At 73.3% G+C, this 25,126-nt stretch carries 25 protein-coding genes; 8 read left to right on the top strand and 17 right to left on the bottom strand.

The window, feature by feature from the left end:
* Positions 1 to 88: 88 nt before the first annotated feature.
* The 6 genes from ACGFZ2_RS30255 to ACGFZ2_RS30230 all read right to left on the bottom strand — a co-directional run bounded on the left by ACGFZ2_RS30255 (position 89) and on the right by ACGFZ2_RS30230 (position 6,571).
* Positions 89 to 1,345, bottom strand: a complete 1,257-nt coding sequence (locus tag ACGFZ2_RS30255; protein WP_393459431.1) for a hypothetical protein — start codon at positions 1,343 to 1,345, stop codon at positions 89 to 91.
* Positions 1,338 to 1,892, bottom strand: coding sequence for a SigE family RNA polymerase sigma factor (locus ACGFZ2_RS30250; protein WP_393259413.1), 555 nt, complete (start codon positions 1,890 to 1,892; stop codon positions 1,338 to 1,340). Before ACGFZ2_RS30250 ends, ACGFZ2_RS30255 begins: the two co-directional genes overlap by 8 nt.
* Before the next feature lie 101 nt (positions 1,893 to 1,993).
* Positions 1,994 to 3,694, bottom strand: coding sequence for an ABC transporter permease (locus ACGFZ2_RS30245; RefSeq protein WP_393459429.1), 1,701 nt, complete (start codon positions 3,692 to 3,694; stop codon positions 1,994 to 1,996).
* Positions 3,679 to 4,443: an ABC transporter ATP-binding protein gene (locus ACGFZ2_RS30240; RefSeq protein WP_350702602.1), complete on the bottom strand. Its 765-nt coding sequence runs from the start codon at positions 4,441 to 4,443 to the stop codon at positions 3,679 to 3,681. The genes ACGFZ2_RS30245 and ACGFZ2_RS30240 overlap by 16 nt, the downstream gene beginning before the upstream one ends.
* A gap of 96 nt (positions 4,444 to 4,539) precedes the next feature.
* Complete coding sequence (locus ACGFZ2_RS30235; protein WP_393459426.1) at positions 4,540 to 6,180, bottom strand: cation acetate symporter; 1,641 nt, start codon at positions 6,178 to 6,180, stop codon at positions 4,540 to 4,542.
* Position 6,181: 1 nt separating this feature from the next.
* Positions 6,182 to 6,571, bottom strand: a complete 390-nt coding sequence (locus ACGFZ2_RS30230) for a hypothetical protein (RefSeq protein WP_393260619.1) — start codon at positions 6,569 to 6,571, stop codon at positions 6,182 to 6,184.
* A 337-nt stretch (positions 6,572 to 6,908) separates the two neighbouring features.
* On the opposite strand from ACGFZ2_RS30230, the gene ACGFZ2_RS30225 reads away from it, so the two are divergent.
* Together ACGFZ2_RS30225 and ACGFZ2_RS30220 are read left to right on the top strand one after the other, a co-directional pair.
* The gene (locus ACGFZ2_RS30225) at positions 6,909 to 7,472 is read left to right on the top strand and encodes an RNA polymerase sigma factor (RefSeq protein ID WP_393259407.1); all 564 of its coding nucleotides are present in this window, start codon (positions 6,909 to 6,911) and stop codon (positions 7,470 to 7,472) included.
* Positions 7,459 to 8,694 carry a WD40/YVTN/BNR-like repeat-containing protein gene (locus ACGFZ2_RS30220; protein WP_393459423.1) on the top strand — a complete coding sequence of 412 codons (1,236 nt, stop codon included), beginning with the start codon at positions 7,459 to 7,461 and terminating at the stop codon, positions 8,692 to 8,694. The genes ACGFZ2_RS30225 and ACGFZ2_RS30220 overlap by 14 nt, the downstream gene beginning before the upstream one ends.
* 47 nt (positions 8,695 to 8,741) lie before the next feature.
* Here the strand turns inward: ACGFZ2_RS30220 and ACGFZ2_RS30215 are convergent, their stop codons facing one another.
* The 5 genes from ACGFZ2_RS30215 to ACGFZ2_RS30195 form a co-directional block, all read right to left on the bottom strand.
* The gene (locus ACGFZ2_RS30215) at positions 8,742 to 9,392 is read right to left on the bottom strand and encodes a DUF5701 family protein (protein ID WP_393459420.1); all 651 of its coding nucleotides are present in this window, start codon (positions 9,390 to 9,392) and stop codon (positions 8,742 to 8,744) included.
* Positions 9,393 to 9,454: 62 nt separating this feature from the next.
* Positions 9,455 to 10,216, bottom strand: coding sequence for a LytR/AlgR family response regulator transcription factor (locus ACGFZ2_RS30210; RefSeq protein WP_393260617.1), 762 nt, complete (start codon positions 10,214 to 10,216; stop codon positions 9,455 to 9,457).
* 17 nt (positions 10,217 to 10,233) lie between these two features.
* Complete coding sequence (locus tag ACGFZ2_RS30205) at positions 10,234 to 11,460, bottom strand: sensor histidine kinase (RefSeq protein WP_393259401.1); 1,227 nt, start codon at positions 11,458 to 11,460, stop codon at positions 10,234 to 10,236.
* 39 nt (positions 11,461 to 11,499) lie between these two features.
* The gene (locus tag ACGFZ2_RS30200) at positions 11,500 to 13,071 is read right to left on the bottom strand and encodes a sugar transferase (protein WP_393260615.1); all 1,572 of its coding nucleotides are present in this window, start codon (positions 13,069 to 13,071) and stop codon (positions 11,500 to 11,502) included.
* A gap of 266 nt (positions 13,072 to 13,337) precedes the next feature.
* Positions 13,338 to 14,198, bottom strand: coding sequence for an Fpg/Nei family DNA glycosylase (locus ACGFZ2_RS30195; RefSeq protein WP_393259400.1), 861 nt, complete (start codon positions 14,196 to 14,198; stop codon positions 13,338 to 13,340).
* Between the two features lie 80 nt (positions 14,199 to 14,278).
* Here ACGFZ2_RS30195 and ACGFZ2_RS30190 point away from each other — a divergent pair, with 80 nt between their 5' ends.
* The gene (locus ACGFZ2_RS30190) at positions 14,279 to 15,553 is read left to right on the top strand and encodes a glycosyltransferase (RefSeq protein ID WP_393259398.1); all 1,275 of its coding nucleotides are present in this window, start codon (positions 14,279 to 14,281) and stop codon (positions 15,551 to 15,553) included.
* Between the two features lie 507 nt (positions 15,554 to 16,060).
* Here ACGFZ2_RS30190 and ACGFZ2_RS30185 read toward each other — a convergent pair.
* The 5 genes from ACGFZ2_RS30185 to ACGFZ2_RS30165 all read right to left on the bottom strand — a co-directional run bounded on the left by ACGFZ2_RS30185 (position 16,061) and on the right by ACGFZ2_RS30165 (position 19,840).
* Positions 16,061 to 16,783, bottom strand: a complete 723-nt coding sequence (locus ACGFZ2_RS30185; protein WP_393459417.1) for a CDP-alcohol phosphatidyltransferase family protein — start codon at positions 16,781 to 16,783, stop codon at positions 16,061 to 16,063.
* Complete coding sequence (locus tag ACGFZ2_RS30180; RefSeq protein ID WP_393459414.1) at positions 16,758 to 17,825, bottom strand: iron-containing alcohol dehydrogenase family protein; 1,068 nt, start codon at positions 17,823 to 17,825, stop codon at positions 16,758 to 16,760. Before ACGFZ2_RS30180 ends, ACGFZ2_RS30185 begins: the two co-directional genes overlap by 26 nt.
* Entirely contained in the window at positions 17,813 to 18,544 is a 732-nt protein-coding gene (locus ACGFZ2_RS30175) for a sugar phosphate nucleotidyltransferase (RefSeq protein ID WP_393260612.1), read from the bottom strand. Before ACGFZ2_RS30175 ends, ACGFZ2_RS30180 begins: the two co-directional genes overlap by 13 nt.
* A 79-nt stretch (positions 18,545 to 18,623) precedes the next feature.
* A complete protein-coding gene (locus tag ACGFZ2_RS30170; protein ID WP_393459411.1) occupies positions 18,624 to 19,394 on the bottom strand; it encodes a hypothetical protein in 771 nt (256 codons plus the stop codon).
* Positions 19,391 to 19,840, bottom strand: a complete 450-nt coding sequence (locus ACGFZ2_RS30165) for an NUDIX domain-containing protein (RefSeq protein ID WP_350682518.1) — start codon at positions 19,838 to 19,840, stop codon at positions 19,391 to 19,393. The genes ACGFZ2_RS30170 and ACGFZ2_RS30165 overlap by 4 nt, the downstream gene beginning before the upstream one ends.
* A gap of 115 nt (positions 19,841 to 19,955) precedes the next feature.
* Between ACGFZ2_RS30165 and ACGFZ2_RS30160 the strand changes: the two genes are divergently transcribed.
* From ACGFZ2_RS30160 to corA, 4 genes are all read left to right on the top strand, one after another.
* Positions 19,956 to 20,348 carry a cyclic nucleotide-binding/CBS domain-containing protein gene (locus tag ACGFZ2_RS30160; RefSeq protein ID WP_393259390.1) on the top strand — a complete coding sequence of 131 codons (393 nt, stop codon included), beginning with the start codon at positions 19,956 to 19,958 and terminating at the stop codon, positions 20,346 to 20,348.
* Positions 20,349 to 20,438: 90 nt separating this feature from the next.
* Entirely contained in the window at positions 20,439 to 20,897 is a 459-nt protein-coding gene (locus ACGFZ2_RS30155; protein WP_393259389.1) for an ester cyclase, read from the top strand.
* 106 nt (positions 20,898 to 21,003) lie between these two features.
* Positions 21,004 to 22,098, top strand: a complete 1,095-nt coding sequence (locus ACGFZ2_RS30150) for a PLP-dependent aminotransferase family protein (RefSeq protein ID WP_393459408.1) — start codon at positions 21,004 to 21,006, stop codon at positions 22,096 to 22,098.
* Positions 22,099 to 22,451: 353 nt separating this feature from the next.
* Entirely contained in the window at positions 22,452 to 23,600 is a 1,149-nt protein-coding gene (corA, locus tag ACGFZ2_RS30145) for a magnesium/cobalt transporter CorA (protein WP_393260610.1), read from the top strand.
* A 76-nt stretch (positions 23,601 to 23,676) separates the two neighbouring features.
* On the opposite strand, the gene ACGFZ2_RS30140 is transcribed toward corA, so the two are convergent.
* The gene (locus tag ACGFZ2_RS30140) at positions 23,677 to 24,489 is read right to left on the bottom strand and encodes a hypothetical protein (RefSeq protein ID WP_393459405.1); all 813 of its coding nucleotides are present in this window, start codon (positions 24,487 to 24,489) and stop codon (positions 23,677 to 23,679) included.
* Between the two features lie 84 nt (positions 24,490 to 24,573).
* Between ACGFZ2_RS30140 and ACGFZ2_RS30135 the strand changes: the two genes are divergently transcribed.
* The gene (locus ACGFZ2_RS30135; RefSeq protein WP_350682508.1) at positions 24,574 to 25,104 is read left to right on the top strand and encodes a peptidylprolyl isomerase; all 531 of its coding nucleotides are present in this window, start codon (positions 24,574 to 24,576) and stop codon (positions 25,102 to 25,104) included.
* Positions 25,105 to 25,126 lie beyond the last annotated feature (22 nt).

Below are 25,126 nucleotides of genomic sequence, written 5' to 3'. Positions count from 1 at the left end.
GGCGACCTCCCCCACCAGCGATCGTCCAACCAGCCGACCTACACCGTCAAGCCAGCCAGCACCTTGACAGCCGATCCCCGATAGGGAATCAGTCGGTCACGATCAGGCTGTCGGTCACGAGGCTGTTCCTGTGGGTGCCGTTCGGCTCCGGATAGGTGGCCCCCTCACTCCCACTCCAGAACACCGTCGCCCGGTACTCACCGGCCTTGCCGGCACCCAGCCCGGGGCGTCGGACCGAGACGGACAGGTCGAGCGCCACGGTCTCCGTGACCGCCAGCGCCGCCAAGCGACAGGTGAGGGTGATCGTGCGGTCGCTGGAGACGAACCTGCTGCAACCCCTGGGAAGCGGGGTGACGTCGAACCCTGCCGGGAAATGCACCCTCACCTGCGGTTCCGTAGCTGGCTGCGGTCCTTGGTTGCCGATGATCAGGCTGAGGACGCCCTCCGCCTGATCATCGTCCACCCGGGCGAGTCGCAGCTGGCCGCCGCTGATCGACAGGTCGGTGATCCGCGGGTTGGCCGGGAAGACGGTGGGCCCGCCCGACTGGACGAAACTCGCGCCCGACCAGGAGTAGGCCCGCCATTGGTGCTGCGCGAGGCTGTCCGGGATGCCGTCGCTCGAGAAGTCGACCACCTCCGCCTCCACGGCGGAACCAGCCGGCCGGATCCGTTGGATGCCCGCGATGTCGCCGGTCTCGGCGACCACCAGGCCCGTCGTCACGATGGCGTCGGACTGGTTCCGGTCGAACGCCAGCACCCGTGACTCGCTCATCTCCAGCCCGCCGCAGTTGATCAGCGCGGCGGTCTCCGGTGCCCCGTCGCGATCCAGGTCGGCGTGGACGACCTGGAGAATCTTGACCTGGAGGTCCGCGTCGGGCGAGAGCTGGGCGCGGCCGTCCGAGAACCGTACCCGTCCCGTCGGGCAGTGCTCCCTCAGGTACGCCGGCCAGGCCGGCAGGTCGAGGGTGGCGTTGCCGAGCTCCTTCTCACCGATCCGCCCGTTCGGGGGCGGCGCGGCGGGGCTCGACGTCACCGACGGGCTCTCGCAGCGAATGGCGAACGCGCTGTCGCAGATCGACGGGGTGGGTGCCGTGGTGGCAGGCGAGGTGGGCGTGGGGGTCCCGGCCGGTGGCACCGGAGGTTCCCGGTCGAGCCAGGTGCCGGCGAACGCCGGGGTGGCCACAAGCACCGCCGCCAGCACGCCGGAGGCGACGATCCGGGCCGTACGGCGCCGGCGGGCGACCTGACGTGCGGCCGCGACGCCGGGCGGCACCACCAGCGGGCCGCCGGAGGTGTAGGCGGCGAAGAGGTTGTCCAGGTTCGGTGAAGTGTCGTGCTCAGACATGAGGCTCCTCCGTCCGCGATTCGGAGAGGGCGGCGGCGAGCGCGGTGCGGCCCCGGTGTAGCCAGGACTTCACCGTCCCGGGGGCGACCCCCTCCTGGTCGGCGATATCGGCGATGCTGAGGTCGGCCACGTGGAAAAGCACGACGGCTCGCCGCTGGGTCTCGGGCAGGGTCGCGAGGGCGCGGGCGAGCGCGACCCGTTCCGGACCGGGGCCCTCGACCACTTCTTCGCGATGGAACCTCGCGTGGACGCGGGCGGCCCGCAGCCGGCGCCACCGGTTGCGCACCACGTTCATGGCGACCGTGCGCACCCAGGCCGCCGGGCGCTCGTACCGGACCAACCGGTCCCACCGGGCCCAGGCGCGGCTGAACGCCTCCTGCACGGCGTCCTGCGCCTGGCCGACGTCGGCCGTGTACGCGTACAGCTGAAGCATCAGCGGTTGGAAGTTCGCCGCGTAGAACTCCTCGAAGCTGTCGCCCACGGCCCCCGTGGCCGTGGGTGACAGCTTCTCCCGGACGTCGCCGGGGTCGTGCTCCCGCACCATCACGATGGCGCCTCCCCTGCTGCTTTCGCCGCGTGGTCGCGGCTCTGCCCAGCACACCCCGGGTGGGCGGTGCAGGTTGCAGCCGGTTGGGTGTCGCCTTCGCGTCAGCGGCGCGGGGTCACCGTGGCGAGCAGTTCGGGCATGCGGCGGTCCAGCACGTCGCCGGCCAGGTACGCGCCGAGCAGCGCGGCGCCCAGCCCGTACGCCGCGCCGACCGGCAGGGCCAGCCAGAGCCAGACGTCGCCGAGCAGCCCGGCGGCCACCACCATCGGCACCGCGGCGACCGCCGAGGCGAGCATGGACAGCAGGGTGAGGAAGCTCTTCGCCACCCCGGCGCCGCTGTTCAGCGCGAACGGGTTGCTCGTCTCCGGCAGCGAGTACGCCCCGAGCACCGAGACGAAGGTGTTGACGGCGAGCCCCACGCCGTAGGTGGCGATCAGGGTGCCCGCCATCAGCCCGATCCAGCCGGGCTCGCCGAGGACCACCGCCACGACCACGGAGATCACCGCCAGCATCGGCAGCAGGTAGATCGAGAACGCGGCCATCCGGGCGCGCAGTTCCACCTGCCCCGGCACGCCCGCCACCACGTTTGCGGCGTACGCGCTGCCGTCGAAGCCGAACTGGTTGGCCAGGGTGATCGCGGCGAGCAGGCCCACGAAGAGCATCGACAGGCTGACCAGCACCGGCGACGCCGTGTCGGGGACGGTGAACCCCTGCTCCGCCCCCACGCTGAAGCCCGAGCCGCCGAGGTTGACCATGACCGGCACGAAGAGACCGACGACCGCGACGGTGATCAGGTTGGCCCGCCGCCGGGCGTCCCGCCACCAGTAGCGGGCCTCCCGGGCGACCAGCGCGCCGAACCGGTCCCGGCGGGCCCAGCCGACCACGCGCGGGAAGAGTTGGGCGACCGCCCCGCCGGCCACGCCGCGTCGGTCCCGGGCCGGGCTGGCGCTGGCCGCGCCCACCATGGCCGACTCGAGCGAGCGGGACCACCAGGCCAGCAGCGCGACGATCGCCGCCGCCGTGATCAGCAGCTTCACCGGGGCGGCCCAGGCGCGGCCCTCGGCCACGTCGATGCCGGCCGTCCAGGGGGCGCCGAACGGCGTCCAGCCGATCACCTCGGCCACGCCGTCGAGCCGGTCCCAGTCCGCGTCCCCGAGGGCGGCGACGCCCGCGAGCTGCAACGGGCCGAGCAGCGCGGCGAGCACGGCGAGCAGCACGGCGGCCAGGTCACGGACCCGGCGGGACCGCAGCGCCGTGGCGAACGCGCTGGTGACCGCCCGGGCCCCGGCGACACAGAGCAGGAGCCCGGCGACCACCCCGACCGACATCACCGCGGCGGCGGACCAGCCGCCCAGCGCCCCGGCGGTGACCACCAGCCCGGAGAGGGCCAGCAGCACCGCGAGCGTGGGAACGCTGACGAAGGCGGCGGCGAAGAGCCCGGTGACCAGCGTGCGGCGGGGCAGCGGCAGCAACGCGAACCGGGCCGGGTCCAGCGTCTCGTCCACCCCGAAGAAGACCAGCGGCAGCAGCAGCCAGCCGAGCACGGCCAAGCCGCCGCCGAGGGAGGCGACCATCAGCGCGTAGCGGCCCCCGTCGGCCAGGCCGGGCGCGGCGAAGAGGAAGAAGCCGGTGCCGCCGAGCCAGAGGCCGGCCAGCACGCCGGCCACGAAGAGGCCGACCCGCCAGCCCTGGCCCCGGAAGTTGTTGCCCATCACCCGCAGCTTGAGGCGGACGAAGTGTCGGGCGGAGACCCGTCGGACCGCCGTCGTCGGGCTGGCCGGGTGCGTCACCGCGACAGCCACGCCAGCTCCTCACCGGTCGCCGTGCGGCCGCCGACCACCTCGACGAAGACCTGCTCCAGCGGCCGGCCACCGCGCACCTCGTCGATGGTGCCGACCCGCTTGATGGTGCCCGCCGCCAGGATCGCCACGTGCGAGCAGAGCCGCTCGACGACCTCCATGACGTGGCTGGAGAAGACGACCGTCCCGCCCCCGGTCACGTACCGGTGCAGGATGTCCCGGATCAGCGCGGCCGACACCGGGTCGACCGCCTCGAAGGGCTCGTCCAGCACGAGCAGCCGGGGCCCGTGCAGCAGCGCGCAGGCCAGGCCGATCTTCTTCTTCATGCCGGCGGAGTAGTCGACCACCAGGGTCCGCCCGGCGTCGCCGAGCGCGAGCACGTCCAGCAGCTCCGCCGCCCGCTGGTCGACCACCGCCGGGTCCATGCCCCGCAGCAGGCCGTGGTACGCGAGCAGCTCCGCGCCGCTGAGCCGGTCGAAGAGGCGTACGCCGTCCGGCATCACGCCGAGCAGCTGCTTCGCGGCCACCGGGTCGGCCCAGACGTCGTGCCCCAGCACCCACGCCCCACCGGCGTCGGGCCGGAGCAGGCCGACCGCCATGGACAGGGTGGTCGTCTTGCCGGCGCCGTTCGGGCCGAGCAGGCCGTAGAAGGATCCGGCCGGGACATCCAGGTCGACACCGGCCACCGCGACCTTGCCGTCGAACTGTTTGGCCAGGCCACGGAGGGAGAGAGCCGGGTGCTCAGCAGTCATGCGTCCGACCGTATCCGGCATCGGCCGGCCACCGGTCCGGCCGCAGGATGATCCCCGATCATCCCCGAGACGTACCCGGGGCGTGGCGGCGGTCGCTCACAGCCGCAGCGCCTCCGGCGTGTGCAGCCGGAGCATGGTGGCCCCGACGTCGGCCGGAGCCCGGCGGCGGGTCGCCACGGAGACCGCCACCATCACGGTGAAGGCCAGCGGCACCGTCCACGCGGCCGGCTGCGCGGTGAGCGTGGCCGGCCAACCGGAGAGTGGCGGGCCGAGCACGGTGACCAGGACCGCCCCGACAGCGGCACCGCCGCCGACCAGGATCCCGGCGGCGGCGCCGAGGTCGGTCAGCCCGCGCCACCAGATGCCCAGCACCAGCAGTGGGCAGAAGCTGGACGCGGCGACCGCGAACGCCAGCCCGACCACCTGGGACACGTCCAGCCCGGCGAGGTTGAGCGCGAGCACCGCCGGCACGCCGCCGGCGATCACCGTGGCCAGCCGGAACCCGCGGACCGAGCCCCGGCCGAGCACGTCGGTCGAGATCACCCCGGCGACGCTGGTGAGCAGCCCGGACGAGGTGGACAGGAAGGCCGCGAACGCGCCGGCCGCGACCAGCGCGGCGAGCAGCCGCCCGGTCGCCCCGTCGCCCAGCGTGGCGCCGGGCAGCAGCACCACCACCGCGTCCGTCTGGCCGGTGACGAGCAGTTGCGGGGTGTAGATCCGGCCGAGCACCCCGTAGATGGTGGGCAGCAGGTAGAACGCGCCGACCAGAGCCAGCACCACCAGCGTGGTGCGCCGGGCGGCCGCGCCGTCCGGGTTGGTGTAGAAACGCACCAGCACGTGCGGCAGCCCCATGGTGCCGAGGAAGGTGGCCAGGATCAGCGAGTAGGTCGCGAACAGGCCCCGGTCGTCGTCCCCGGCGGTGCTCGGCAGCAGCCAGTCGGCCGCGTCGGTGGCCACCCCGGAGACCTCCGGCACCGGGTCACCGGCGGCGAACGACAGCTCGTCGCCGGGGCGTACCTCCCGGATCTGGCCGTCGGGAAGGGTGAGGGTCGCGCGGTGCTCGACCACGACGGTGGTCGCGGTCCGGAACGTCGGCCCGTCGGGCGGGGTCACCGCCGGCCGGGCGTCGGCCTGCCACTGCAACGCCAGGAAGATCGCCGGTACGGCGAGCGCGGTCAGCTTCAGCCAGTACTGGAAGGCCTGGACGAAGGTGATCGCGCGCATGCCGCCGAGCGCCACGTTCGCGGTGACCACGACGGCCACCAGTAGGGCCCCCAGGGGGTACGGCGAGCCGGTCACCGTGGCCAGCGTCAGCCCCGCCCCCTGGAGCTGCGGCACCAGGTAGAGCCAGCCGATGAAGATCACGAAGGCGGTGGCGAGGGTGCGTAGCCGGCGCGAGCCGAGCCGCAGCTCGCAGAAGTCCGGCAGGGTGAACGCGCCGGAGCGGCGCAGCGGCGCGGCCACGAAGAGCAGCAGCGCGAGGTAGCCGGCGGCGAAGCCCACCGGGTACCAGAGCACGTCGACGCCGTACTTGAGGATCAGCCCGGCGACGCCGAGGAAGCTCGCCGCCGAGAGGTACTCCCCGCCGATCGCCGCCGCGTTCCAGGTCGGGCTGATCGCCCGCGAGGCGACCAGGAAGTCGGAGGTGGTGCGGGCCAGCCGCAGCCCGTAGAAGCCGATGCCGACGGTGACCAGGGTGACCGCCACGATCGCCGGGACGACGAGATCGTTGCCCACGTCAGCGCTCCGGCCGCTGGACCAGGTCGGTGAAGTCCTGCTCGTTCCGTTCGGCGAGCCGCACGTACGCCCAGCCGACCGCGATCAGGAACGGGAACGAGACCACGCCGAGCAACAGCCAGGGCAGGTTGACGCCGAGCACGGTGATCCGGCCGACGTCGGGCGCGATGGCGAACAGCCACGGCAACCCGCCGAGCCCGATCGCCACCACCAGGGAGAGCCGCAGGGCCAGCGCGAGCTGGGCCCGGACCAGCCCCCGGACGAGCGCCTCGCCGACCCGGGTCTGCTGGGCCAGCTCGGCGCGGGTGCGCTGCGCCCGGTCCTCGCGGCGGGACACCTCGGCCAGCACGATCCGGGCCCGGGGCTGGGCGGCGGGAGTCTGCCGCGGCACCACGGGCCGGCCCGTCCGCCCCGGCGTTTCGGGCCGGCCCGACCGGGGCGCCGGGACGGGATCGTCGGCAGCGGCCACCCCGGCAGTCTGGCCCGCTCACCGCGATTGTCAAGGGCAGTCGTCGCACCGGCCACACCTGCCGCGAACGTCCCAAGCCGTGACGCGGTCGCGGCCGTCGCGCCCGCCGCAGCCGTCGCGGGGATGGTCCACACCGGGCTGTGCACAACCTGTGGAGAACGCGTCACCCCTGTGGATAACTCCCGTGGGCACCCTTTCGATCGGCCGGGGAACCTGCCGCCGTGCTCGTGGGTGGGATAGGTGGAGGAGGGAGGTGACGGTGTCCGACGGCGATCTGATCTCGGAGCTCTACGCCGGGTGTTTCCGCCGGCTCGTGGTGCAGCTCTACGCGGTGACCGGTGACCTGAACGAGGCGCAGGAGGCGGTCCAGGAGGCGTTCACCAGGGCGCTGGCCGCGCCCCGGCGCTTCGCCCGGCTGGAGAACCCGGAGTCGTGGCTGCGGCGGGTCGCGGTGAACGTGGCCCGCAGCCGGTACCGGCGACGGCGAGTGCTCGACGGGCTGCTGCGCCGGATCGGCCCGCCGCCCGCCGTCGCCGACCGTGCGCCGGAGCACCTCGCGTTGCTGGCCGCGCTGCGCGGGCTGCCCGACGGGCAGCGGCACGCACTCGCCCTGCACTACCTGGTCGACCTGCCGGTCGACGAGGTGGCGGCGACGCTCGGCGTCTCCGCCGGCACGGTCAAGTCCCGCCTGTCCCGCGGCCGGCAGGCGCTGGCGGCGCTGCTCACCGAAGACCGCGACCACGAGGTTAGGCGCGACCGCGACCAGGAGCCCGCCGACACCGCCGAGACCACGCAGACCGGGAGGGCCGATGTCCGATCGTGAGTTCACCGGGTTCGACGCCGAGACCGTCGCAGTCGCCGTCCGTCAGCCGCCGCTCGGCGACCTCCGGCGCGCGGCCCGGCTCCGGCGGCGCCGCCGGGCGGCCGGCGTCGGGTCGGCGGTCGCACTGGCGCTCGGCGGCACGGCGGTCGCCCCGTTCGCCGGGCACGGGAGCGGGGTGGACTGGGCCGGTCCGGACCCCACCGACCCGCCGGCCGACCCTCGCGTGAGCCATCTGGTCGTGCTCTCGGAGCGGTCGGCGGTGGCGGTGGAGGAGGCCGACAACGGTTGTCGGCTGAGCTTCACGGCCACCACCGACGCCGGGCGTACCTGGTCGGGCTGGCGCACCAACTACCTCGACGGCCCGTGCAGGTCGGACGCGGAGGGACGCCGCACCTCGGACGTCCGGTTCACCGTGCTCGACGAGCAGCGGTACCTGGTCAGCATCGACGGCAGCCAGGTCGTCTCGCTGGACGCCGGCCTCACCTGGCGGAGTCTCGCGTCGGTGGCGACCGAGGTTCGCGCCTTCCCCGAGAAAGCCCGTCCGGCTCGCTGCGCGGAATCCTGCGGGGCGATGCCGCGCCCGCTGGCGGTCGATTCGGGCACCTGGCGGGTGTACCGGCTCACGGACGCGCCCGGGGAGGTCGTGCCGCAGGCGGTGGACCAGGCCGATGACGGCGCCCTCTGGCTCATGTCGCCCGCGCCCGACCACGGTGCGCCCGCCTCGGTCGCCCTCAGCGTCGACCGGGGAGCGACCTGGCGCACGTCGACGGTGCCCGAGGGTGTGTGGGCGAGCTCGTTGGTTGCCGTGAGCGCGCAGGAGGCGTACGTGCTGGGCGGGACCATCTCCGCCGACCCGCACGGGGAGCGACCCGCCGGTCCGGCCCGGCTGCTGCACACCACGGACGGCGGCCGGTCCTGGGCGGATGTCGGCACCGACCTCCCCTCGACGGACCTGGTGCGGGGAATCACCCGGGGCGCGAACGGGGCCCTGCTCGTCGGCGACGTGACGCAGGACGGCGTCACGTCGTTCGTGTGGATCAGTCGGGACGGCGGGCGGCACTTCAGCCGGAGCACGCGGACCGGCAACGAGGGCACGTCGTTCGGCACCTCTCGGGGGCTGGTCTGGCTGGCCGATCGGGAGGACCCCACCGACGCCAACTCGGTCGTCGTCCACGTCAGTGCTGATGGTGAGAACTGGAGCCGGCTGACGTTGCCCCGGTGAGTGGAGGCGGGACGGCCGGGATACCCACCCGGCCGTCCCCGCGACCGTCAGCCCAGCCCGATGCGCTCGGGGCGGGCGGTGGCGGAGCCGAGCCAGGTGTGCGGGTTGCCGTACCAGCACCAGCCGAGCTTCGGCGCGCCCTGGCTGATCCAGATCGCCGGCACCCGCCTGTCGCCGCAGCGGGAGCCGACCAGCGAGAAGCACTTGTTCTTCGCCAGTGCCTCCGGGTGCAGCGTGACGAAGGCGAGCCCCTCGTCGATGGAGAGCGGCAGCCGGCCCTGGCCGGTGATCACCTCCATCGCGGCGGCGGGGGCCAGGTTCAGCGTCTCCTCGCCCCGGTCGACGTCGAAGAGCAGGTACGCCGGCCCCGCCGGCACCTCCAGCTCCTTGATCGGGTCGAACTTCGGCAGGTCACCCTCGGCGTAGTGCCGGTCTACAACGCCCGGCTTCCGCTTGCCGGCCAGCGTGGTGAGTGCGACCCGCGCCTCCACCGGCACCAGCTCGCGGGTGATCACCAGGAGGAACGGCACCCGGCCCTCGGTCGGCGCCGGCAGGCCCGCCGCACCGGTGACGGCCGCCGCCCGCAGCGGGGCGACGAGGGCACGGAAGGCGTCCTCGGTCAGGTCGGCCAGGGCCGGGTAGCCCAGCTCCACCAGGCGGTCGAGCTGACGGTCGAATTCGGTCGCGGCATCGAACAAGGCGGCCTCCATTTTCGTACGGAGTACCGTACAGCGTACGACAATGCGAGCTTATTCCCGCCTCAGCGGTTCCAGTCCTGCTTCGCCGCGCGCACCAGCTTGTCCTTCAGCTCGCGGGTGTGCCGGCGGCTGACCGGCAGCTCGGCCGAGTCCACCACCACGACATAGCCGGAGTTGGCCAGCCGCAGCTCGGCGATCAGCTTGAGCTGCACCAGGTACGACCGGTGGATCCGGACGAACCCGGCATCCGCCCAGCGCTCGGCCAGGGTCGCCAGCGACACCCGGACCAGGTGCGAGCCGTCGGCGGTGTGCAGCCGCGCGTAGTCGCCCTGTGCCTCCACCCAGCGCACCGCCGAGCGGGGCAGCATCCGGGTGGTGCCGGCCAGCTCGATCGGGATGGTCGGGTCCTCCTCCGCCCGCGCGAGGGCCGCCGGGTGGGACGGCACCACCCGCGCGCCGATCACCCGGCGCAGCGACTCGGCGAGGCGCTCGGCGCGTACCGGCTTGCGGACGTAGTCGGTGGCGCCCAGGTCGAACGCGTCCACCGCCCCGTCGTCGTACGCCGTGACGAACACGATCGCCGGTGGGCGGGCGAACCGGCGCAGCACCCGGGCCAGCTCCATGCCGTCCAGGCCGGGCATCCGGATGTCGAGGAAGACCACGTCCACGTCGCCGTCGCGGAGCACCCGCAGCGCCTCGGTGGCGTCCCCCGCCGTGTGCAGCCGGGCCACCCGGGGGTCGGCCCGCAGGTGGTACGCCAGCTCGTCCAGCGCCGGCGGCTCGTCGTCGACCGCCAACACCCGGAGGAAACCGGACGCGTTCACCCCGCCGGTCCGGTCGGTCACGAGCCCGCCCGTACGCCGGGGTGGAACTTCGGCACCCGCATGCTCACCTTCGTACCGGAACCGAGACCCGTCTCGACGACGAGGCCGAAGCCGTCCCCGAAGACCGAGCGGAGCCGCTCGTCGACGTTGGAGAGGCCGACGTGCTGGCCCGGGTCGTCGCCCGGGTCCACGGTGGCGCCGGCCAGCTCGGCGATGCCGGCGGTCAGCGCGGTCGGATCCATCCCCACTCCGTCGTCCTCCACCGTTATGTGGCATTCCGTGCCCGCGTCCCGGGCCTCGATGCACACCATGCCCGTGCCCGGCTTGCGGGACAACCCGTGCCGGACGGCGTTCTCGACCAGCGGTTGCAGGCACAGGAACGGCAGGGTCACGGGCAGCACCTCGGGGGCGATCTGGAGGCGCACCTGGAGCCGGTCGCCGAACCGGGCCCGCTCGATGGTCAGGTAGCGGTCGATCGAGCGCAGCTCCTCCGCCAGCGTGGTGAACTCGCCGTGCGCCCGGAACGAGTACCGGGTGAACTCGGCGAACTCCAGGATCAGCTCCCGGGCCCGGTCCGGATCGGTGCGCACGAAGGAACCGATCGCGGTCAGCGCGTTGTAGATGAAGTGCGGGCTGATCTGGGCGCGCAGGGCGCGCACCTCGGCGCGGGCCAGCCGCTCCCGGGAGGAGTCCAGCTCGGCCAGGGCGAGCTGGTTGCCGGCCCAGTGTGCCGTCTCCAGGGTGGCCTGCACCAGGCCGGGCTCCGGCTGACCGTCGGCGACCGCGACCAGCGCGCCGACCGTGCGCCCGTCGGCACCGGTCAGCGGGGCGACCACCGCGCCGCGCACCGGGCAGTCCACCCGGTCGCAGTGCAGCTCCGAGTCGCCGAGCACGGTCGAGCGGCCCGTCGCCACGGCCCGCCGGGCCGCCGCGACCAGTTGGTCGTCGTGGTGCCCGCCCCGCCCGTCCAGGGCGAGCAGCGTGTCCCGGTCCGTCAGCGCCAGCCCGGCCGCCCCCACCAGGGCCCGCAGGTGGCGTACGGCCTTCGCCGCGTTGGCCGCGCCCAGCCCGGCGCGCAGCGGCTCGGCGGCCAACCCGGCGGTGTGCAGCACCTCGTAGGTGGCCCGCTGGGTGGCCGTGGCGATGCCCCGCCGCCCGCGCAGCCGGAGCACGGCGAACAGCGCCGCGGCCAGCGCGGTGACCAGCGAGACGACGCCGAAGACGGCCGAGAGGTTGCCACCCACGCAGCGATCCTGGCCCCTGCCGGCCTGTTCGCCAAGGGGTCAGTACGCGCCCTTGCGGGCGAGCACCACCCCGACCGTGCGCCACAGGATGCTCAGGTCGTACGCCAGCGACCAGTTGTCGACGTAGTAGAGGTCGAGCCGGACCGCCTCGTCCCAGGACAGGTCGGAGCGGCCGGAGACCTGCCACAGCCCGGTCATGCCCGGCCGGACCAGCAGGCGCCGGCGCACGTCGCCGAGGAAGTCGCCGTCGTCGGCGGGCAGCGGGCGCGGCCCGACCAGCGACATCTCGCCCTTGAGCACGTTGATCAGCTGGGGCAGCTCGTCCAGCGACGAGGCCCGCAGGAAGCGGCCCACCGGGAAGACCCGCGGATCCTGCTTCATCTTGAACAGCATGCCGTCGGTCTCGTTCTGGTCGACCAGGCTGGCCAGCCGGTCCTCCGCGTCCACGTACATGGTGCGGAACTTCCAGACCCGGAAGGTGCGGCCCTCGTGGCCGACCCGGGGCTGGCGGAAGAACACCGGGCCGGGGTCGGAGAGGCGGATCGCGATCCCGATGGCCAGGAAGACCGGGACCAGCAGCAGCAGGCCCAGCCCGGCGGCCACCCGGTCCATCAGGTTCTTGGCGAGCAGCGCCGGCCCGGACAGGGTCGGCTCCTCGACGTGCAGCAGCGGCAGGCCCTCGATCGGCCGGATGTGCACCCGGGGGCCGGCGATGTCGGTGAGCTGCGGGGCGACGACCAGGTCGACGCCGGAGCCCTCCAGCTGCCAGGCCAGCCGGCGCAGCTCGCCCGGTTCGGCGCTGGCCGAGCCGCAGACCGCGATCGTGTCGCCGCCCACCTCGCGGACGAGGGCGAGGACGTCCCGGCCCGCGTACACCGGGACCGGGGTCTCGATGCCCTTGGCGGCCGCGTAGCCGTCGGTGACGTGGATGGCGACCGGCACCAGCCCGGCGGCCGGGTTGCGGGTGACCGCGGTGTAGACCTCCAGGCACTCCGGCAGGGTGCCGACCAGCACCATCCGGTGGCCGGCCTGGCCGATGTTGCGCCGGACCACGTGCAGCACGAAGCGGCAGAGCATCCGGTTCAGCAGGATCAGCAGCAGCGCGGCGAGCAGGGCGGTGCCGACCGTGTAACGGGACAGGTCGGTCTTGGTGGCGAAGGCGAGGAAGGACACCGTCGCGGTGACGGCCACGCCGGCCCGGATGACCCGCTTGTACTCGTCCGGCCCGAGGCCCAGGTAGCGCCGGTCGTAGGCCCGGTTGGCCCAGAGGCTGACCACCCAGCCGAGCGGCAGCAGCACGAACGCCACCGTGTGGAACCACGTCGGGTCCTGCTCGGCGTTGTAGAAGCCCGCCGTGGACTGGTCGAACGTCTCGATGGCGATCAGGCTGGCGACCGCGGCGGCCGCGAAGTCGAGCAGCAGCAGGAGGGTGATGTAGGGGCGGTGCCAGCGCGACACCCGGCGGCGGGCCCGGGCCCACGCGGACCGGGGCACGCCGTTGGGGGACGGCGACGCCGGCGGCTGGATCTCGAAGCTGTCGACGTGCCGCACGAGTTTGCTCCGGCCTGTGTTGGTTACCGGGCGCTGGAGGCTTGTCGTCACCTCACCCATGTCCTCCCGCATGACACGTGCCGCTCACTCGCCGTGAGGGCCCGGGTCGCCCACCGTCCCAGTCTCCCACGCGGTGCCGACCCCGTACGCCGACCCGAGGGACATTGCGCGGGTGTGGTGCCGCCTGGCATCTGGCCGGCTTCGCGCCATTTCAGAAGCCGGGGACCGAGCCACTATACCGATGGATTGCGGCCCCGGTAGAGCTCCGACTCCGACCTTCGACGCAGGATGGCCGATTCCTCTGCGTAGTGGGGCAGTGTCGTTACTCACCGTACGAGCCGCGACAACCTACGGTCAGCGAGGGGCTTGCCGCCGGTCTGACAGGTGGCGCAGTACTGGAGGCTGGAGTCGGCGAACGAGACCTCGCGGACGGTGTCGCCGCAGACCGGACAGGGCTGCCCGGTCCGGGCGTGCACCTTCAGGCCCGAGCGCTTCTCGCCCTTCAGCTCGGCCGCCTTCTGCCCGACCGACCGGCGCACCGCGTCGCCGAGCACCTCCCGGGTGGCCGCGTGCAGGGCCGCGAGTTGGTCGTCGGTCAGCCGGTGGGTCAGCGCGAACGGCGACAGCTTCGCCGCGTGCAGGATCTCGTCGGAGTACGCGTTGCCGACACCGGCCAGCACCGTCTGGTCGGTGAGCACCCCCTTGACCTGGCCCTTGCGGCTGCGCATCCGCTCGGCGAAGGTCGCCGGGTCGGCGGCGAGGGCGTCGGGGCCGAGCCGGGCCACCCCGGGCACCGCCGCCGGGTCCGCCACCAGGTAGACGGCGAGGCTCTTCTGGGTTCCGGCCTCGGTCAGGTCGAAGCCGGAGCCGTCGTCGAGGCGTACCCGCAGGGCGACCGGGCCCTTGCCGGGGCGCAGCGGGGCGGCGGACGGGAACGCCTCCCGGTAGTGCAGCCAGCCCGCCCGCGCCAGGTGCACCACCACGTGCAGGTCGCCGTCGAGCACCACGTCGAGGAACTTGCCGTGCCGGCGGGCGTCCACCACGGCCCGCCCGGCGGCGGCGGTCGGTGCCGGGTCGTACGTCTTCAGGGCGCTGATCGCGGCGACCTCGACCCGGTCGACGCGCCGCCCCACCGCGCGCTCGCGCAGGTAACCCGCGAGCGCCTCAACCTCCGGTAGTTCGGGCACCAGCCAACGGTAGCCTTCTTTCCCGTGAGCGCGAGGAATGAGCTTGCGAGTCCCGCAGTCGCGAACGAAAGGCAAGCTCCGTGAGAATCGTGGTGGCGCACAACCGGTACCGGGAAGCCCAGCCGTCCGGTGAGAACACGATCGTCGACGCGGAGATCGCCCAACTGACGGCGGCCGGCGTCGAGGTGCTGCCGTTCATCCGCAGCTCGGACGAGATCCCGACGATGCCGAAGACGGCCAAGGCGCTGCTGCCGATCTCCCCCATCTGGGCGCCCCGCGCGCAGGAGGACCTGAGCCGGCTGATCACCGAGCACCGGCCGGACGTGCTGCACCTGCACAACCCGTACCCGCTGATCTCGCCCTGGGTGGTGCGGACCGCGCACCGGCACGGCGTGCCGGTGGTGCAGACGGTGCACAACTACCGGCAGGTCTGCTCCTCCGGGCTCTACTTCCGGGACGGCATGATCTGCCAGGACTGCCGGGGCCGGGCGCTGGGCGTGCCGGCGATCGTGCACCGCTGCTACCGGGGCTCGCGGGCGCAGAGCGCGCTGATGGCGACGACGCTGGCCGTGCACCGCGGCACGTGGCGCTCGGTGGACCGGTTCATCGCGCTCACCTCGGCGGTCGCCGACCACCTGCGCGACTACGGCATCCCGGCCGGGCGGATCGTGGTCAAGCCGAACGCGATCCCCGACCCGGGCCGCCCCGCCCCGCTGGGTGCGGGGTTCCTCTTCCTCGGCCGGCTCTCCCCGGAGAAGGGGCTGGACCTGCTCCTGGACGCCTGGCGGCGACACCCGGACGGGACGCTCGGCCCGCTGCGCATCGCGGGCGACGGCGAGTTGCGCCCGCTGGTGGAGGCAGCGGCCGCGGACCGGGCGGACGTGACCTTCCTCGGGCCGCTGGACCGCGCGGGGGTGCGCGCCGCACTGGAGGCGAGCGCGGTGGTGCTGGCCACCTCGACCTGGCACGACGTGCTGCCCACCGTGATCATCGAGGCGCTCGCCGCCGGCCGCCCGGTGCTCGGCACCGCGCTCGGCGGCATCCCCTACCTGGTCGGCGCGGACGCCCCCCGCGAGCCCGCCGGCACCGGGCCGGCCGCCGTCGCCTCAGCCGTCGCCGGGGACGGGCCGGCGGCCCTGCCGGTGGGTGCGCGGCGGGGCGAGGCCGGCTGGGTGGCACCTCCCGAGCCGGCGGCGTTGGCCGCCGCCCTGCCGGTGGCCGCCGCCGGGGCCGCGGCGCTGGCGCCGGCCGCCCGGCTGCGCTACGAGCGCACCTTCCATCCCGACGTGGTCACCAAGCAACTCCTCGACATCTACGCCGGTGTCCTGCGCACCGGCACGCCGGCCGGCCGCTGAGCCGGCCGGCGTTCCGGTCGACCGCTGAGCCGGCGGCGCTAGGTCGGCTTCTGAGGGTGCCGGCCCTCGGTCGGCGCTGAGCCGCTGTCGCTCCGGTGGGACGCGGAGCGTGCCGGTGAGCCGGTCGGCCGTCACTCCACGTGACTGTCCGTCAGGGAGCGGCTTGCGTCACTGAGCGTGACTGAACTCGCTCTCGTGTGGTGTCCTATATGTCACCTTAGTTGTCACACAAGCCTGTTGAGCAGCGTCTTCGCCATGATCCGCGTTTCCGCCCCGGTGGCCACTCGCCGACGCTTTGCTCTGCACCCATCCACGCACCGGACACGTGCGGTAGCTGGTGCGCCGGTGGGTGCAGAGCAAAGCGAGCGGGGCGGGAAACCGGTGGGTGCCGCGACACGCGCATGACGATCACGGAGGGTGACTGCCCGGTGCCCGGTGCCCGGTGCCGGGCGCCGGGCCGGGTGTTGGTGGCAGCCGGGCGGACCGGGAGGTGGTCGGATGTTCCCCTCAGCGCAGCGAGGCGCGGGCGGAGAAGGCGATGCTGGCGAGCAGGAAGCCGCCGTTGACGATCGTGAAGGCGACCATCACCCAGAGGGCGAGGGCGGGGGCGAACATCAGCACCAGGGCGGCGGCGAAGATCACCGCGCCGTAGTCGCGGACCAGCTTCACCAGGCGTACGGGCAGCGAGGTCGAGGTGACCATGCTGGCCGCGTTCGGGCCGGCCTGCATCACCGAGGTGACCAGGTTGACCATCCAGGTGCCGGCGAAGATCGCGACGAGCCAGCTCGGCGTCGACGGCTCCTGCGCCACCGCCGTCGCCGACAGCGCGGCGACCAGAGCGATCTGGGCGGCCACGTCGCAGAGCACGTCGACCCGGGCGCCGGCAGCGCTGCCCTGCCCGGTCACCCGGGCGAGCTGACCGTCGGCGCAGTCCAGGGAGTACGCGACCTGCCAGCCCACCAGGGCGAGCAGACCGACCGCCCAGGCCGGCACCTCGCCGGCGGCGACCCGACCGGCGAGCGCGACCACGGTGATCGAGGTGGCCAGGCCGAGCACCAGGTTGAGGATGGTCAGCGCGGTCGGGCGCAGCCCGAGGCGCTGGGCGACAAGCGCGAAGACCGCGCCCAGCCACTGGCTGACCGATTCGCTGAACAGGCCGCCGCCCCGGTTCACCCGGTGGAAGTCGGCGACGGTGGGGCGGGGCTCAGCCAAGGTGGTCGCGGATTGCACCGGCGTAGTCTGCCAGCCGCTCCCGGATCTCGGTAGACGACATCGCCAGGTGTTCGAGGATGGTGTAGCGGTCCGGCCGGGTGGCCGGCGCGAACTGTACCGCCTCGACAAACTGGTCGTCGGTCAGCTCGACCTCGGCCGGCAGGCGCGGCAGCCCGTGCCGCGCCAGGCAGGCGGACATCTCTACGAACCGGCGCTCGTCGCCGCGCAGGAACGTGCAGAACAGCGCGCCGATCCCGGCCAGTTCGCCGTGCGACGCGGTGCCGGGGAACAGCGCGTCGATCGCGTGCATGATCTCGTGGCAGCCGCCGCTGCACGGTCGGCTGGTGCCCTCGATGGCCATCGCCAGGCCACTGGAGATCAGCGCGTCGGCCAGCACCGTGACGAACCCGTCGTCGCTCATGTCGCCCGGGTGGTTGAGCACGGCCTCCGCGCCGGCGCGCGACAGCGAGGCGGCCAGCCCGTCGACCGGCTCGCCGCGTACTCGCCGGGCCAACTCCCAGTCGGCCAAGGCACTGATGTTGCTGACCACGTCGCCGATGCCGGCGCGGTTGTGCCGCTCCGGCCCAGCCTCGACGAAGTCCAGGTCGACGATCACCGCGATCGGGATGTGCACCCCGTAGGAGCCCTTCAGGCCCTCGGTGATCAGGCTGGCCACCGGCGAGGCGATGCCGTCGTTGGCGAGACTGGTCGCCACCGAGACCATCGGCAAGCCGCGCCGGGTGGCAGCGTACTTGGCTACGTCAATCGTCTTGCCGCCGCCGATGCCGACGACCGCGTCGTAGGACCGGTGCCGTAGCTTCGCCCCCAGGTCGTCGGCGGCGTCCAGCGTTCCTCCGGCGACCGTGAACACGTCCGCAGAGCGCAGCGACGGCCGGATCAGCTCGGCGATCCGCTCGCCCTGCCCCGGCCCGACCACCACGGCGACGTCGCCACCTGCGGAGATCCGGCCGTCGGACAGGATCGACGCCAGGTCGGCCACCGCGCCCCGGCGCACGTCGATGTGCAGCGGGGTGAGGACGCTACGGGCTAGTAGCGGCACGCGATCTCCCGCGCGCGGGCCAGGTCGGCGTGGTTGTCGACCTCGACCCAGGAGACGTCCCCGATCGGTGCCGCCCGTACCTCGCCGCCCCGGTCGGCGAACTCCTGGTAGCCGTCCTCGTAGTAGAGGTTCGGGTCGCGCCGCCAGGTCGCCTCCAGCGCGTCGGCGAGGGCGTCGGCCACCTGCGGCTCGATCAGCGTCGCGCCGATGTACTCCCCGTACGCCTCGCCCGGGTCCATGATCTTGGTGATCCGGGTGAGCTGGCCGGCCGCGTCGAAGGTGGTCTTCATCTCCTCCTCGGCCAGCGCCTTGATCGTGTCGACGGCGAGCAGGATGCCCGGGCCGCGCTCGGCCAGCAGGGTCTTCTCCACGCTCACCGGGTGCACGGTGTCGCCGTTGACCAGCAGCACGCCCCGGGCGAAGTGCTCCCGGGCCAGCCAGAGCGAGTAGGCGTTGTTCCACTCCTCGGCCTTGTCGTTGTGCACCAGGGTCAGCGTGACGCCGTACCGCTTCTCCAGGTCGGCCTGCCGCTCGCGTACCGCGTCGGCCGCGTAGCCGACCACGATCACGATCTCGGTGAGCCCCACCTCGGCCAGGTTCCCCAGCGCGATGTCCAGGATGGTGGTGTCACCGTCCACCGGCACCAGCGCCTTCGGCAGGGTGTCGGTGTACGGGCGCAGCCGGCGCCCCGCCCCGGCCGCGAGCACCATCCCGATCATTGAGGCGTCCTCCCTCGTACGACTCCCGGTCACCGCTGGAGGATAGCGCCGCGTGACGGCGCCGCTGTGACCAACCGGGTCAGCCGGGCAGCGCCGCCAGGTCCGCCAGCATCACCAGCCGCTCCTCGGCGGTCAGCACGGTGTACGGGCCGGCCGCCCGCCGGTCGGTCTCCAGCTCGATGGCGAGCTGCTCCGGCCCGGGCGGCAGGGCGGCGACGCTCGCCGCGGTGTGCCCGGCGGCGGTCCAGGCGGCGGCGTGCGCGTCGGCCCGGTGGTAACGCAGCGTGCCCAGCCGATTGAGCAGCAGCACACCGGGCGGGGTGCCGTCCGGCTCGTGCGGCGGCGCCATCGCGGCGAACGCGGCGCCGTCGTCGGCGTCCTCCTCCTCGGCGAGCACCAGCGCGTACGCGAGCACCCGGCCGAGCGCCTCCACCAGCCGGAGCACGCGGTCGTCGTGCCCGGCCCAGAGTTCCCTGGTCACCTCGGCGTGCACCTGCCAGATCCCGGCGAGGAAGGCCAGCCCGCGTTCGGTGGCGGAGAGCCCGCCGTCGGGGCTGCGGTGGATCATCCCGTACGCCACCTGCTTGTCCAGGGCCCGCCGGCAGTCGGCCGGGTCCCGGTAGCGGGTGACCGCCGCGAACCCGGCCTCGTCGACCGTCCCGCCGGGCGCCGCGAGGCGGGTGCGGAACTCCAGCAGGAAGCCGGTGGCGGCCGGCCCGCCGTACTGCTGGCTCAGCTCCGCGCCGCCACCGTCGCGGCCGGCCAGCATGCCGGCGACGAAGGCCCGGTCGACCGCCGGGGCGACCAGGCCGGCGAACCGGTGCGGCGCCAGCTCGACGGTGTCGTTCACAGACCGATCGAACGCAGGGCGGCGAAGGCTTCCTCCGCGATCCGCCGGATCAGGCCGTCGTTGACGTCGCGGTGCTCGTCGAGCAGGTCGACCTCGTCGGCGGCGAGCCACCGGAACTCGGTGTGCTTGCCCGCCTCCAGCGTCGGCCGGGCGAGGTCGCCGTCGACCCGGACCAGCCAGTCGCTCTCGATCCGCTCCAGGCCGTCGTCGGCGACGTAGCGGTACTCCCCGACGTGGCCGAGCACGTGCGACACCGTCCAGCCGGTCTCCTCGGTCACCTCCCGGCGCAGCGCGTCGTCCACGTCCTCGCCCGGTTCCAGGTGGCCGCCGACGATGTCCCAGCAGTTGGGAAAGATGCGCCGGTCGGGAGACCGTCGCTGGACGAAGAGGCGGCCCTCGTCGTCGACGATCAGCGCGCCGGCGCAGCGTAGAGGCTCGGTGGACACGCCACGACAGTAGCGAGCGGTCGGGCGTCGCGGCGATGCCCGGTCTTGTCCCGGAAACCTCAGGAGCGGACCATGTCCCCTACCGGATGCCACCGTCCCACAGGGGTGATGCGTGATGCAGGTACGGGAAGCGATGTCCAGCGAGGTCCTCGTGGTCGGCCCGGAGCACACGCTCCGTCAGGCGGCCCGGATGATGTCGGCCCGCGGCGTCGGGTCGGCGGTCGTGATCGATCCCGACTCCGAGGGGGTCGGCATCATGACCGAACGCGACGTGCTCAAGGCCATCGGCGCCGGCCTGGACTGCGACGTCGAGCGGACGGGCGCCCACCTCACCTGGGACGTGGTCTACGCCGGGTCGGAGTGGACGGTGGAGGAGGCGGCCGCCGCGATGGCCCGGGGCGGCTTCCGGCACCTGGTGGTGCTCGACGGGCGCGAGGTGGCCGGGGTGATCTCCGTACGCGACATCATGCGGGTCTGGGCGGCCAGCCGGATGGTCGACGCGAGCTGAGCGGCCGGTCCGGCGCGGGTGTGGCCGGCCGATCGACGGGTAAGGATTCCCTGCGGGCGCGGACGGGCCGTGCCCCGCGGGGAGGCCCTCATGCGCGGCGCGGATCGGCTGGTCGAGCAGCAGTACGCGATGCTCCTGCGGCGGGACGTGGCCCGGCTGCCGGACCTCTACGCGACGGACGCCTTCTACTCGATGCCGGGCGTCACGGTGCGCCCGATCGAGCTGCCCGCACTGCTGCGCACCTGGACCGGGGCCTTCCCGGACCTGTCCGTCGACCGGCTCGGGTCGGTGCAGACCGCCGGGGGCGCGGCCGTCGAGCAGCGGCTCACGGGCACCCACACCGGGGTGCTGCACACCCCGTTCGGCACCGTCGCGCCGACGGGCCGGGTGGTGAGCTGGGACGTGGTCGACGTCGTCCGGGTGCGGCACGGGAAGGTCTCGGCCTGGCGGTCCTACTTCGACTGGGGCCAGCTCATCGCGGCGCTCGGGCTGCACGTGGACGGGCTTTCCCGCGAGGCGCAGCACGACCCGCTCGGCCTTCCGGTCTGATCTGCCGCCGACCGGTTGACGCGGGTCACCCGTCCCGGTGGCTCAGGATGCGGACATCGCCGTGCCGTCGGCGCGCACCCCACCGCCTTCCGTACGCTGAACAGCCATGACCGCCGAGCAGCTGATCTCCTTCGCCCGTGGCGCTCCCTCGCTGGACATCGTCGATGTCGAGGGGCTCAAGGCCGCCGCCGTCCGCGCGTTCGACGCCGACCCCGCCGGGGTGACGGCGTACGGCACCTCCGTCGGCTACCTTCCGCTACGGAAGTGGATCGCCGAGAAGCACGGGGTGTCGGCCGACCAGGTGCTCATCACCAACGGGTCGTTGCAGGCCGACGCGTTCCTCTTCGACCACCTGGTCCGCCCCGGCGACGCGGTGGTGGTGGAGCGCCCGACGTACGACCGGACCCTGCTCAACCTCCAGCGGATGGGCGGCGAGCTGCACGGCGTCTCCATCCAGCCGGACGGCCTCGACACCGCCGAGCTGCGCAAGCTGCTGGAGTCCGGGGTGCGCCCCCGGCTCGCGCACGTCATCCCGAACTACCAGAACCCGGCCGGCGTGACGCTGAGCCTGGAGAAGCGCCGCGAGTTGCTCGATCTCGCCGCCGAGTACGAGTTCACGATCTTCGAGGACGACCCGTACGCCGACATCCGGTTCCGGGGCGAGGCGCTGCCGTCGATGCTCTCGCTCGACACCCGCAACGTCGTGGTGCACGCCTCCAGCTTCACCAAGACGGTCTGCCCGGGGGTGCGGGTCGGCTACCTGGTCGGCCCGGCGGACCTGATCGGCGACATCGCGAAGAAGGCGACCAGCCTCTACATCTCGCCCGGCATGGTCTCCGAGGCGATCGTGCACCAGTTCTGCGTCTCCGGTGACATCGAGCGCTCGATCGAGACGGTGCGCGCCGCACTCGGCGAGCGGGCCCGGGTGCTGGCCGAGTCGCTGCGCCGGCACATCCCCGAGGCCCGGTTCGTGGAGCCGGACGGCGGCTACTTCCTCTGGGTCGAGCTGCCCGAGGACGTCGAGGTCGACAGGCTCGCCCCGGCCGCCGCCGAGCGCGGGGTCGCCGTGGTCAAGGGCAGCGACTTCGTGGTCGACGGCGGGCGGCACGCCCTGCGGCTGGCCTACTCGGCGGTGACCGCCGACCGGATCGAGGAGGGCGTCCGGCGGCTGGCGGAGGCCATGGCGGCCGTACGGGGCTGATTTCTGTCGGATTTCTGACAGTGCGGCGATACCGGCCGTCCCGGGTCTCCCGCCGGGGCGGCCGGTGGCCCACAATGCTGCGAGCGTCACTCACCACGTAGCGCAACTCACCGTTCGGCGCCGGCCCACGCCGCGCCCGACGACGAGATTGACCCGGCCCCCGCCGGGCGGCACGCGGAGCGACGCGAGCAGCACAACCCCCGCCCCCAAGGGTGCCGGGTGGGCCGTGTCGTCCCCTCACCCCCCTGATGCGGCCCGGCCCGCCCGGCGCCACCACGGTCGATCGTCACCGCCCGTGACCGTCGACGGCGGCGTACCCTGCTAGCCGCGGCAGCGCGTGGGGAGGGGGCGTGATGACGGACCGGGGGCAGCGGGGGCGGACGGCCTCGCCGAGCGGCGGGCGGGTGCTCAGGCCCCGGGACTGGGCGGCGCCCGTGCGGGCGATGACCCGCCGGCTCAACCCCGACAACCTCCAGGGCCCCCCGACGCCGGCCGGCCCGCAGCGCAGCGCGGTGGTCGACTGCGCCCTCTACGTCGACGGCCGCCGGCAGCCCGGCGACTGGCGGTACGCCGACGCGCTCGCCGCGGCCCGCCGCGAGGAGAACGCCTTCGTCTGGCTCGGCCTGCACGAACCGGAGCTGGCCGAGATGACCGCCATCGCCGCCACCTACGGCCTGCACGAGCTGGCCGTCGAGGACGCGGTCAAGGCGCAGCAGCGCCCCAAGCTGGAGCAGTTCGGCGAGGTCAGCTTCCTGGTGCTGCGGACCGCGCGCTACTGCGAGCACGCCGAGCTGACCGAGAACTCCGAGGTCGTCGAGACCGGCCAGGTGATGCTCTTCATCGGGCCGAACTTCCTGATCAGCGTCCGGCACGGGGACGCCTGCCGGCTGGCCCCCGTCCGGGCCGACCTGGAGACGAAGCAGGACCTGCTGCTCCACGGGCCCTGGTCGGTGGCGTACGCGGTGACCGACCGGGTGGTGGACATCTACCTGGAGGTCGCCGACCGGCTGGAGGACGACCTCGACACGCTGGAGGTCGAGGTGTTCGACCGCCAGGCGAGCGGCCGGATCCAGCGGATCTACCAGATGAAGCGGGAACTGGTGGAGTTCAAGCGGGCGGTGACGCCGCTGCAACGCCCGCTGATGACGCTCACCGCGCAGCTGAACCGGGACGTGCCCGACGAGATCCGCCGCTACTTCCGCGACGTGCAGGACCACCTCAGCCGCACCGTCGAGCAGGTCAACTCCTACGACGACCTGCTCAACTCCATCCTCCAGGCCCGGCTGGCCCAGGTCACGGTCGACCAGAACAACGACATGCGCAAGATCGCCGCGTGGGCGGCCATCGCCGCCGTCTGGACCGCCATCGCCGGCATCTACGGCATGAACTTCGACGTCATGCCGGAGCTGCGGATGACGTACGGCTATCCGGTCGTGCTGGCCCTCATGCTCGCGATCTCGCTGGCCCTCTACCGCTGGTTCCGCCGCAACGGCTGGCTCTGACCGGGGGCGGGGACGCGGAAGCGCCGGCGGCGCGGGGTGACCCGCTCTGCCGGCGCTTTCCGGGGACTTCGGGGCGTCAGCGGCGCCCGTTGGTCTTGGCGCCTTTGCCCAGCGCCTCGGTCAGGTCGTCCGCCGGGCGGCCCGACACGTTCTTGGCGCCCTCGGCCACCGACGGGACCTTGTCCGTCGCGTGGACCGTCGGCTGCGTGCCGGGGGCGGTGGTGGAGGTGCTGTCGCCGCCGGCCACCGCCGAGCTGCCGGCGCCGGTCGGCCCGCCGGCCATGCCCGAGCCGCTCGACAGCGTCGAGGCGTCGGTGACCGGGGTCCGGATCTCCATGGTCTCGACCTCGTCGCGCATCGGTTCCAGCGTGCGGGTCGGGTCGTACTCGGCCCACTCCTGCTGCTCGCGACGGCGACGCATCGCCATCGCGGCGACGCCGGCCACCGCGCCGGCCGCCAGGAGACCGGTCAACATGGACCCGCCGCGCCGTGCGTTCTTCTTCCGGGAAGCCTTCATGTTCTTCGCCTTGACCTTCCTGGTGACCGCGGCCTGCTTGGCTGCGGCGGCCTTCCTGCCGGTGACCGCCTTGCCCGCCGCCTCGGCCTGGGCCTTGCGGACGGCCAGGGCCAGCGGCGCGAGCGCGGCGACCGTGGACGCGAGACCGCTGGAGGCGCGGTCGCGCACGATGACGGCGGTCGGCGCGACGGCGCCCCGGGCCGCCTGGACCCGCGGGCCGACGGTGGCGCCGGCGCCCTTCGCGGCGTAAGTCGCGGCCTGCCTCAGGTGACCGAGGCCCTGGTTCAGCTCCGCCTTGGCCAGCTGCCCCTGGGTCTTACGCCGCCCGATTCCAAACACGGTCCCACCTCCTGGGAGTTGTTCCTTCGTCATCCTCCACCTTCGGATGCCTCCGCACTGCCAGATCGGGCACATGGGAGGATCCGCATGGAACTGACCAACGAGTGAGGAGTACCCGTGGCCGAGGCTGTCTACGCCACCTTGCACACCAACGCTGGCCCGATCCGGCTGGAGCTCTTCCCCAACCACGCGCCGAAGACCGTCAAGAACTTCGTCGACCTGGCCGAGGGCAACCGCGAATACACCGACCCGCGCACGGGTCAGCCGGGCAGTGGGCCGTACTACGACGGCACCATCTCGCACCGGGTGATCAGCGGCTTCATGATCCAGATGGGCGACCCGACGGGCACCGGCCGCGGTGGCCCGGGGTACAAGTTCGCCGACGAGTTCCACCCGGAGCTGCGCTTCGACCGGCCGTACCTGCTGGCCATGGCGAACGCCGGGCCGGGCACGAACGGCTCGCAGTTCTTCATCACCGTCTCGCCGACGCCGCACCTGAACAACCGGCACACCATCTTCGGTCAGGTGGCCGACGAGCAGTCCGCGAAGGTCGTCGACTCGATCGCCAACACCCCGACCGGCCCGAACGACCGGCCGCTGCAGGACGTCGTCATCGAGCGGGTCGAGATCGAGCGCTCCGCTGCCTGAGCCGTCCGCGAGGTACCTTTGC

Origin of the sequence: Micromonospora sp. NPDC048063 (assembly GCF_043202855.1) — a bacterium.
Taxonomy (GTDB): Bacteria; Actinomycetota; Actinomycetes; order Mycobacteriales; family Micromonosporaceae; genus Micromonospora.
This window is presented reverse-complemented; position numbering and strand designations above follow the sequence as displayed.

What these genes read in the sequence shown, in the direction of transcription:
- ACGFZ2_RS30200 (WP_393260615.1), bottom strand. Translation starts at nt 13,071, where the DNA reads ATGGGTGAGGTGACGACAAGCCTCCAGCGCCCGGTAACCAACACAGGC.
- ACGFZ2_RS30220 (WP_393459423.1), top strand. Translation starts at nt 7,459, where the DNA reads ATGTCCGATCGTGAGTTCACCGGGTTCGACGCCGAGACCGTCGCAGTC.
- corA (WP_393260610.1), top strand. Translation starts at nt 22,452, where the DNA reads ATGACGGACCGGGGGCAGCGGGGGCGGACGGCCTCGCCGAGCGGCGGG.
- ACGFZ2_RS30240 (WP_350702602.1), bottom strand. Translation starts at nt 4,443, where the DNA reads ATGACTGCTGAGCACCCGGCTCTCTCCCTCCGTGGCCTGGCCAAACAG.
- ACGFZ2_RS30160 (WP_393259390.1), top strand. Translation starts at nt 19,956, where the DNA reads ATGCAGGTACGGGAAGCGATGTCCAGCGAGGTCCTCGTGGTCGGCCCG.
- ACGFZ2_RS30150 (WP_393459408.1), top strand. Translation starts at nt 21,004, where the DNA reads ATGACCGCCGAGCAGCTGATCTCCTTCGCCCGTGGCGCTCCCTCGCTG.
- ACGFZ2_RS30155 (WP_393259389.1), top strand. Translation starts at nt 20,439, where the DNA reads ATGCGCGGCGCGGATCGGCTGGTCGAGCAGCAGTACGCGATGCTCCTG.
- ACGFZ2_RS30175 (WP_393260612.1), bottom strand. Translation starts at nt 18,544, where the DNA reads ATGATCGGGATGGTGCTCGCGGCCGGGGCGGGGCGCCGGCTGCGCCCG.
- ACGFZ2_RS30255 (WP_393459431.1), bottom strand. Translation starts at nt 1,345, where the DNA reads ATGTCTGAGCACGACACTTCACCGAACCTGGACAACCTCTTCGCCGCC.
- ACGFZ2_RS30140 (WP_393459405.1), bottom strand. Translation starts at nt 24,489, where the DNA reads ATGACGAAGGAACAACTCCCAGGAGGTGGGACCGTGTTTGGAATCGGG.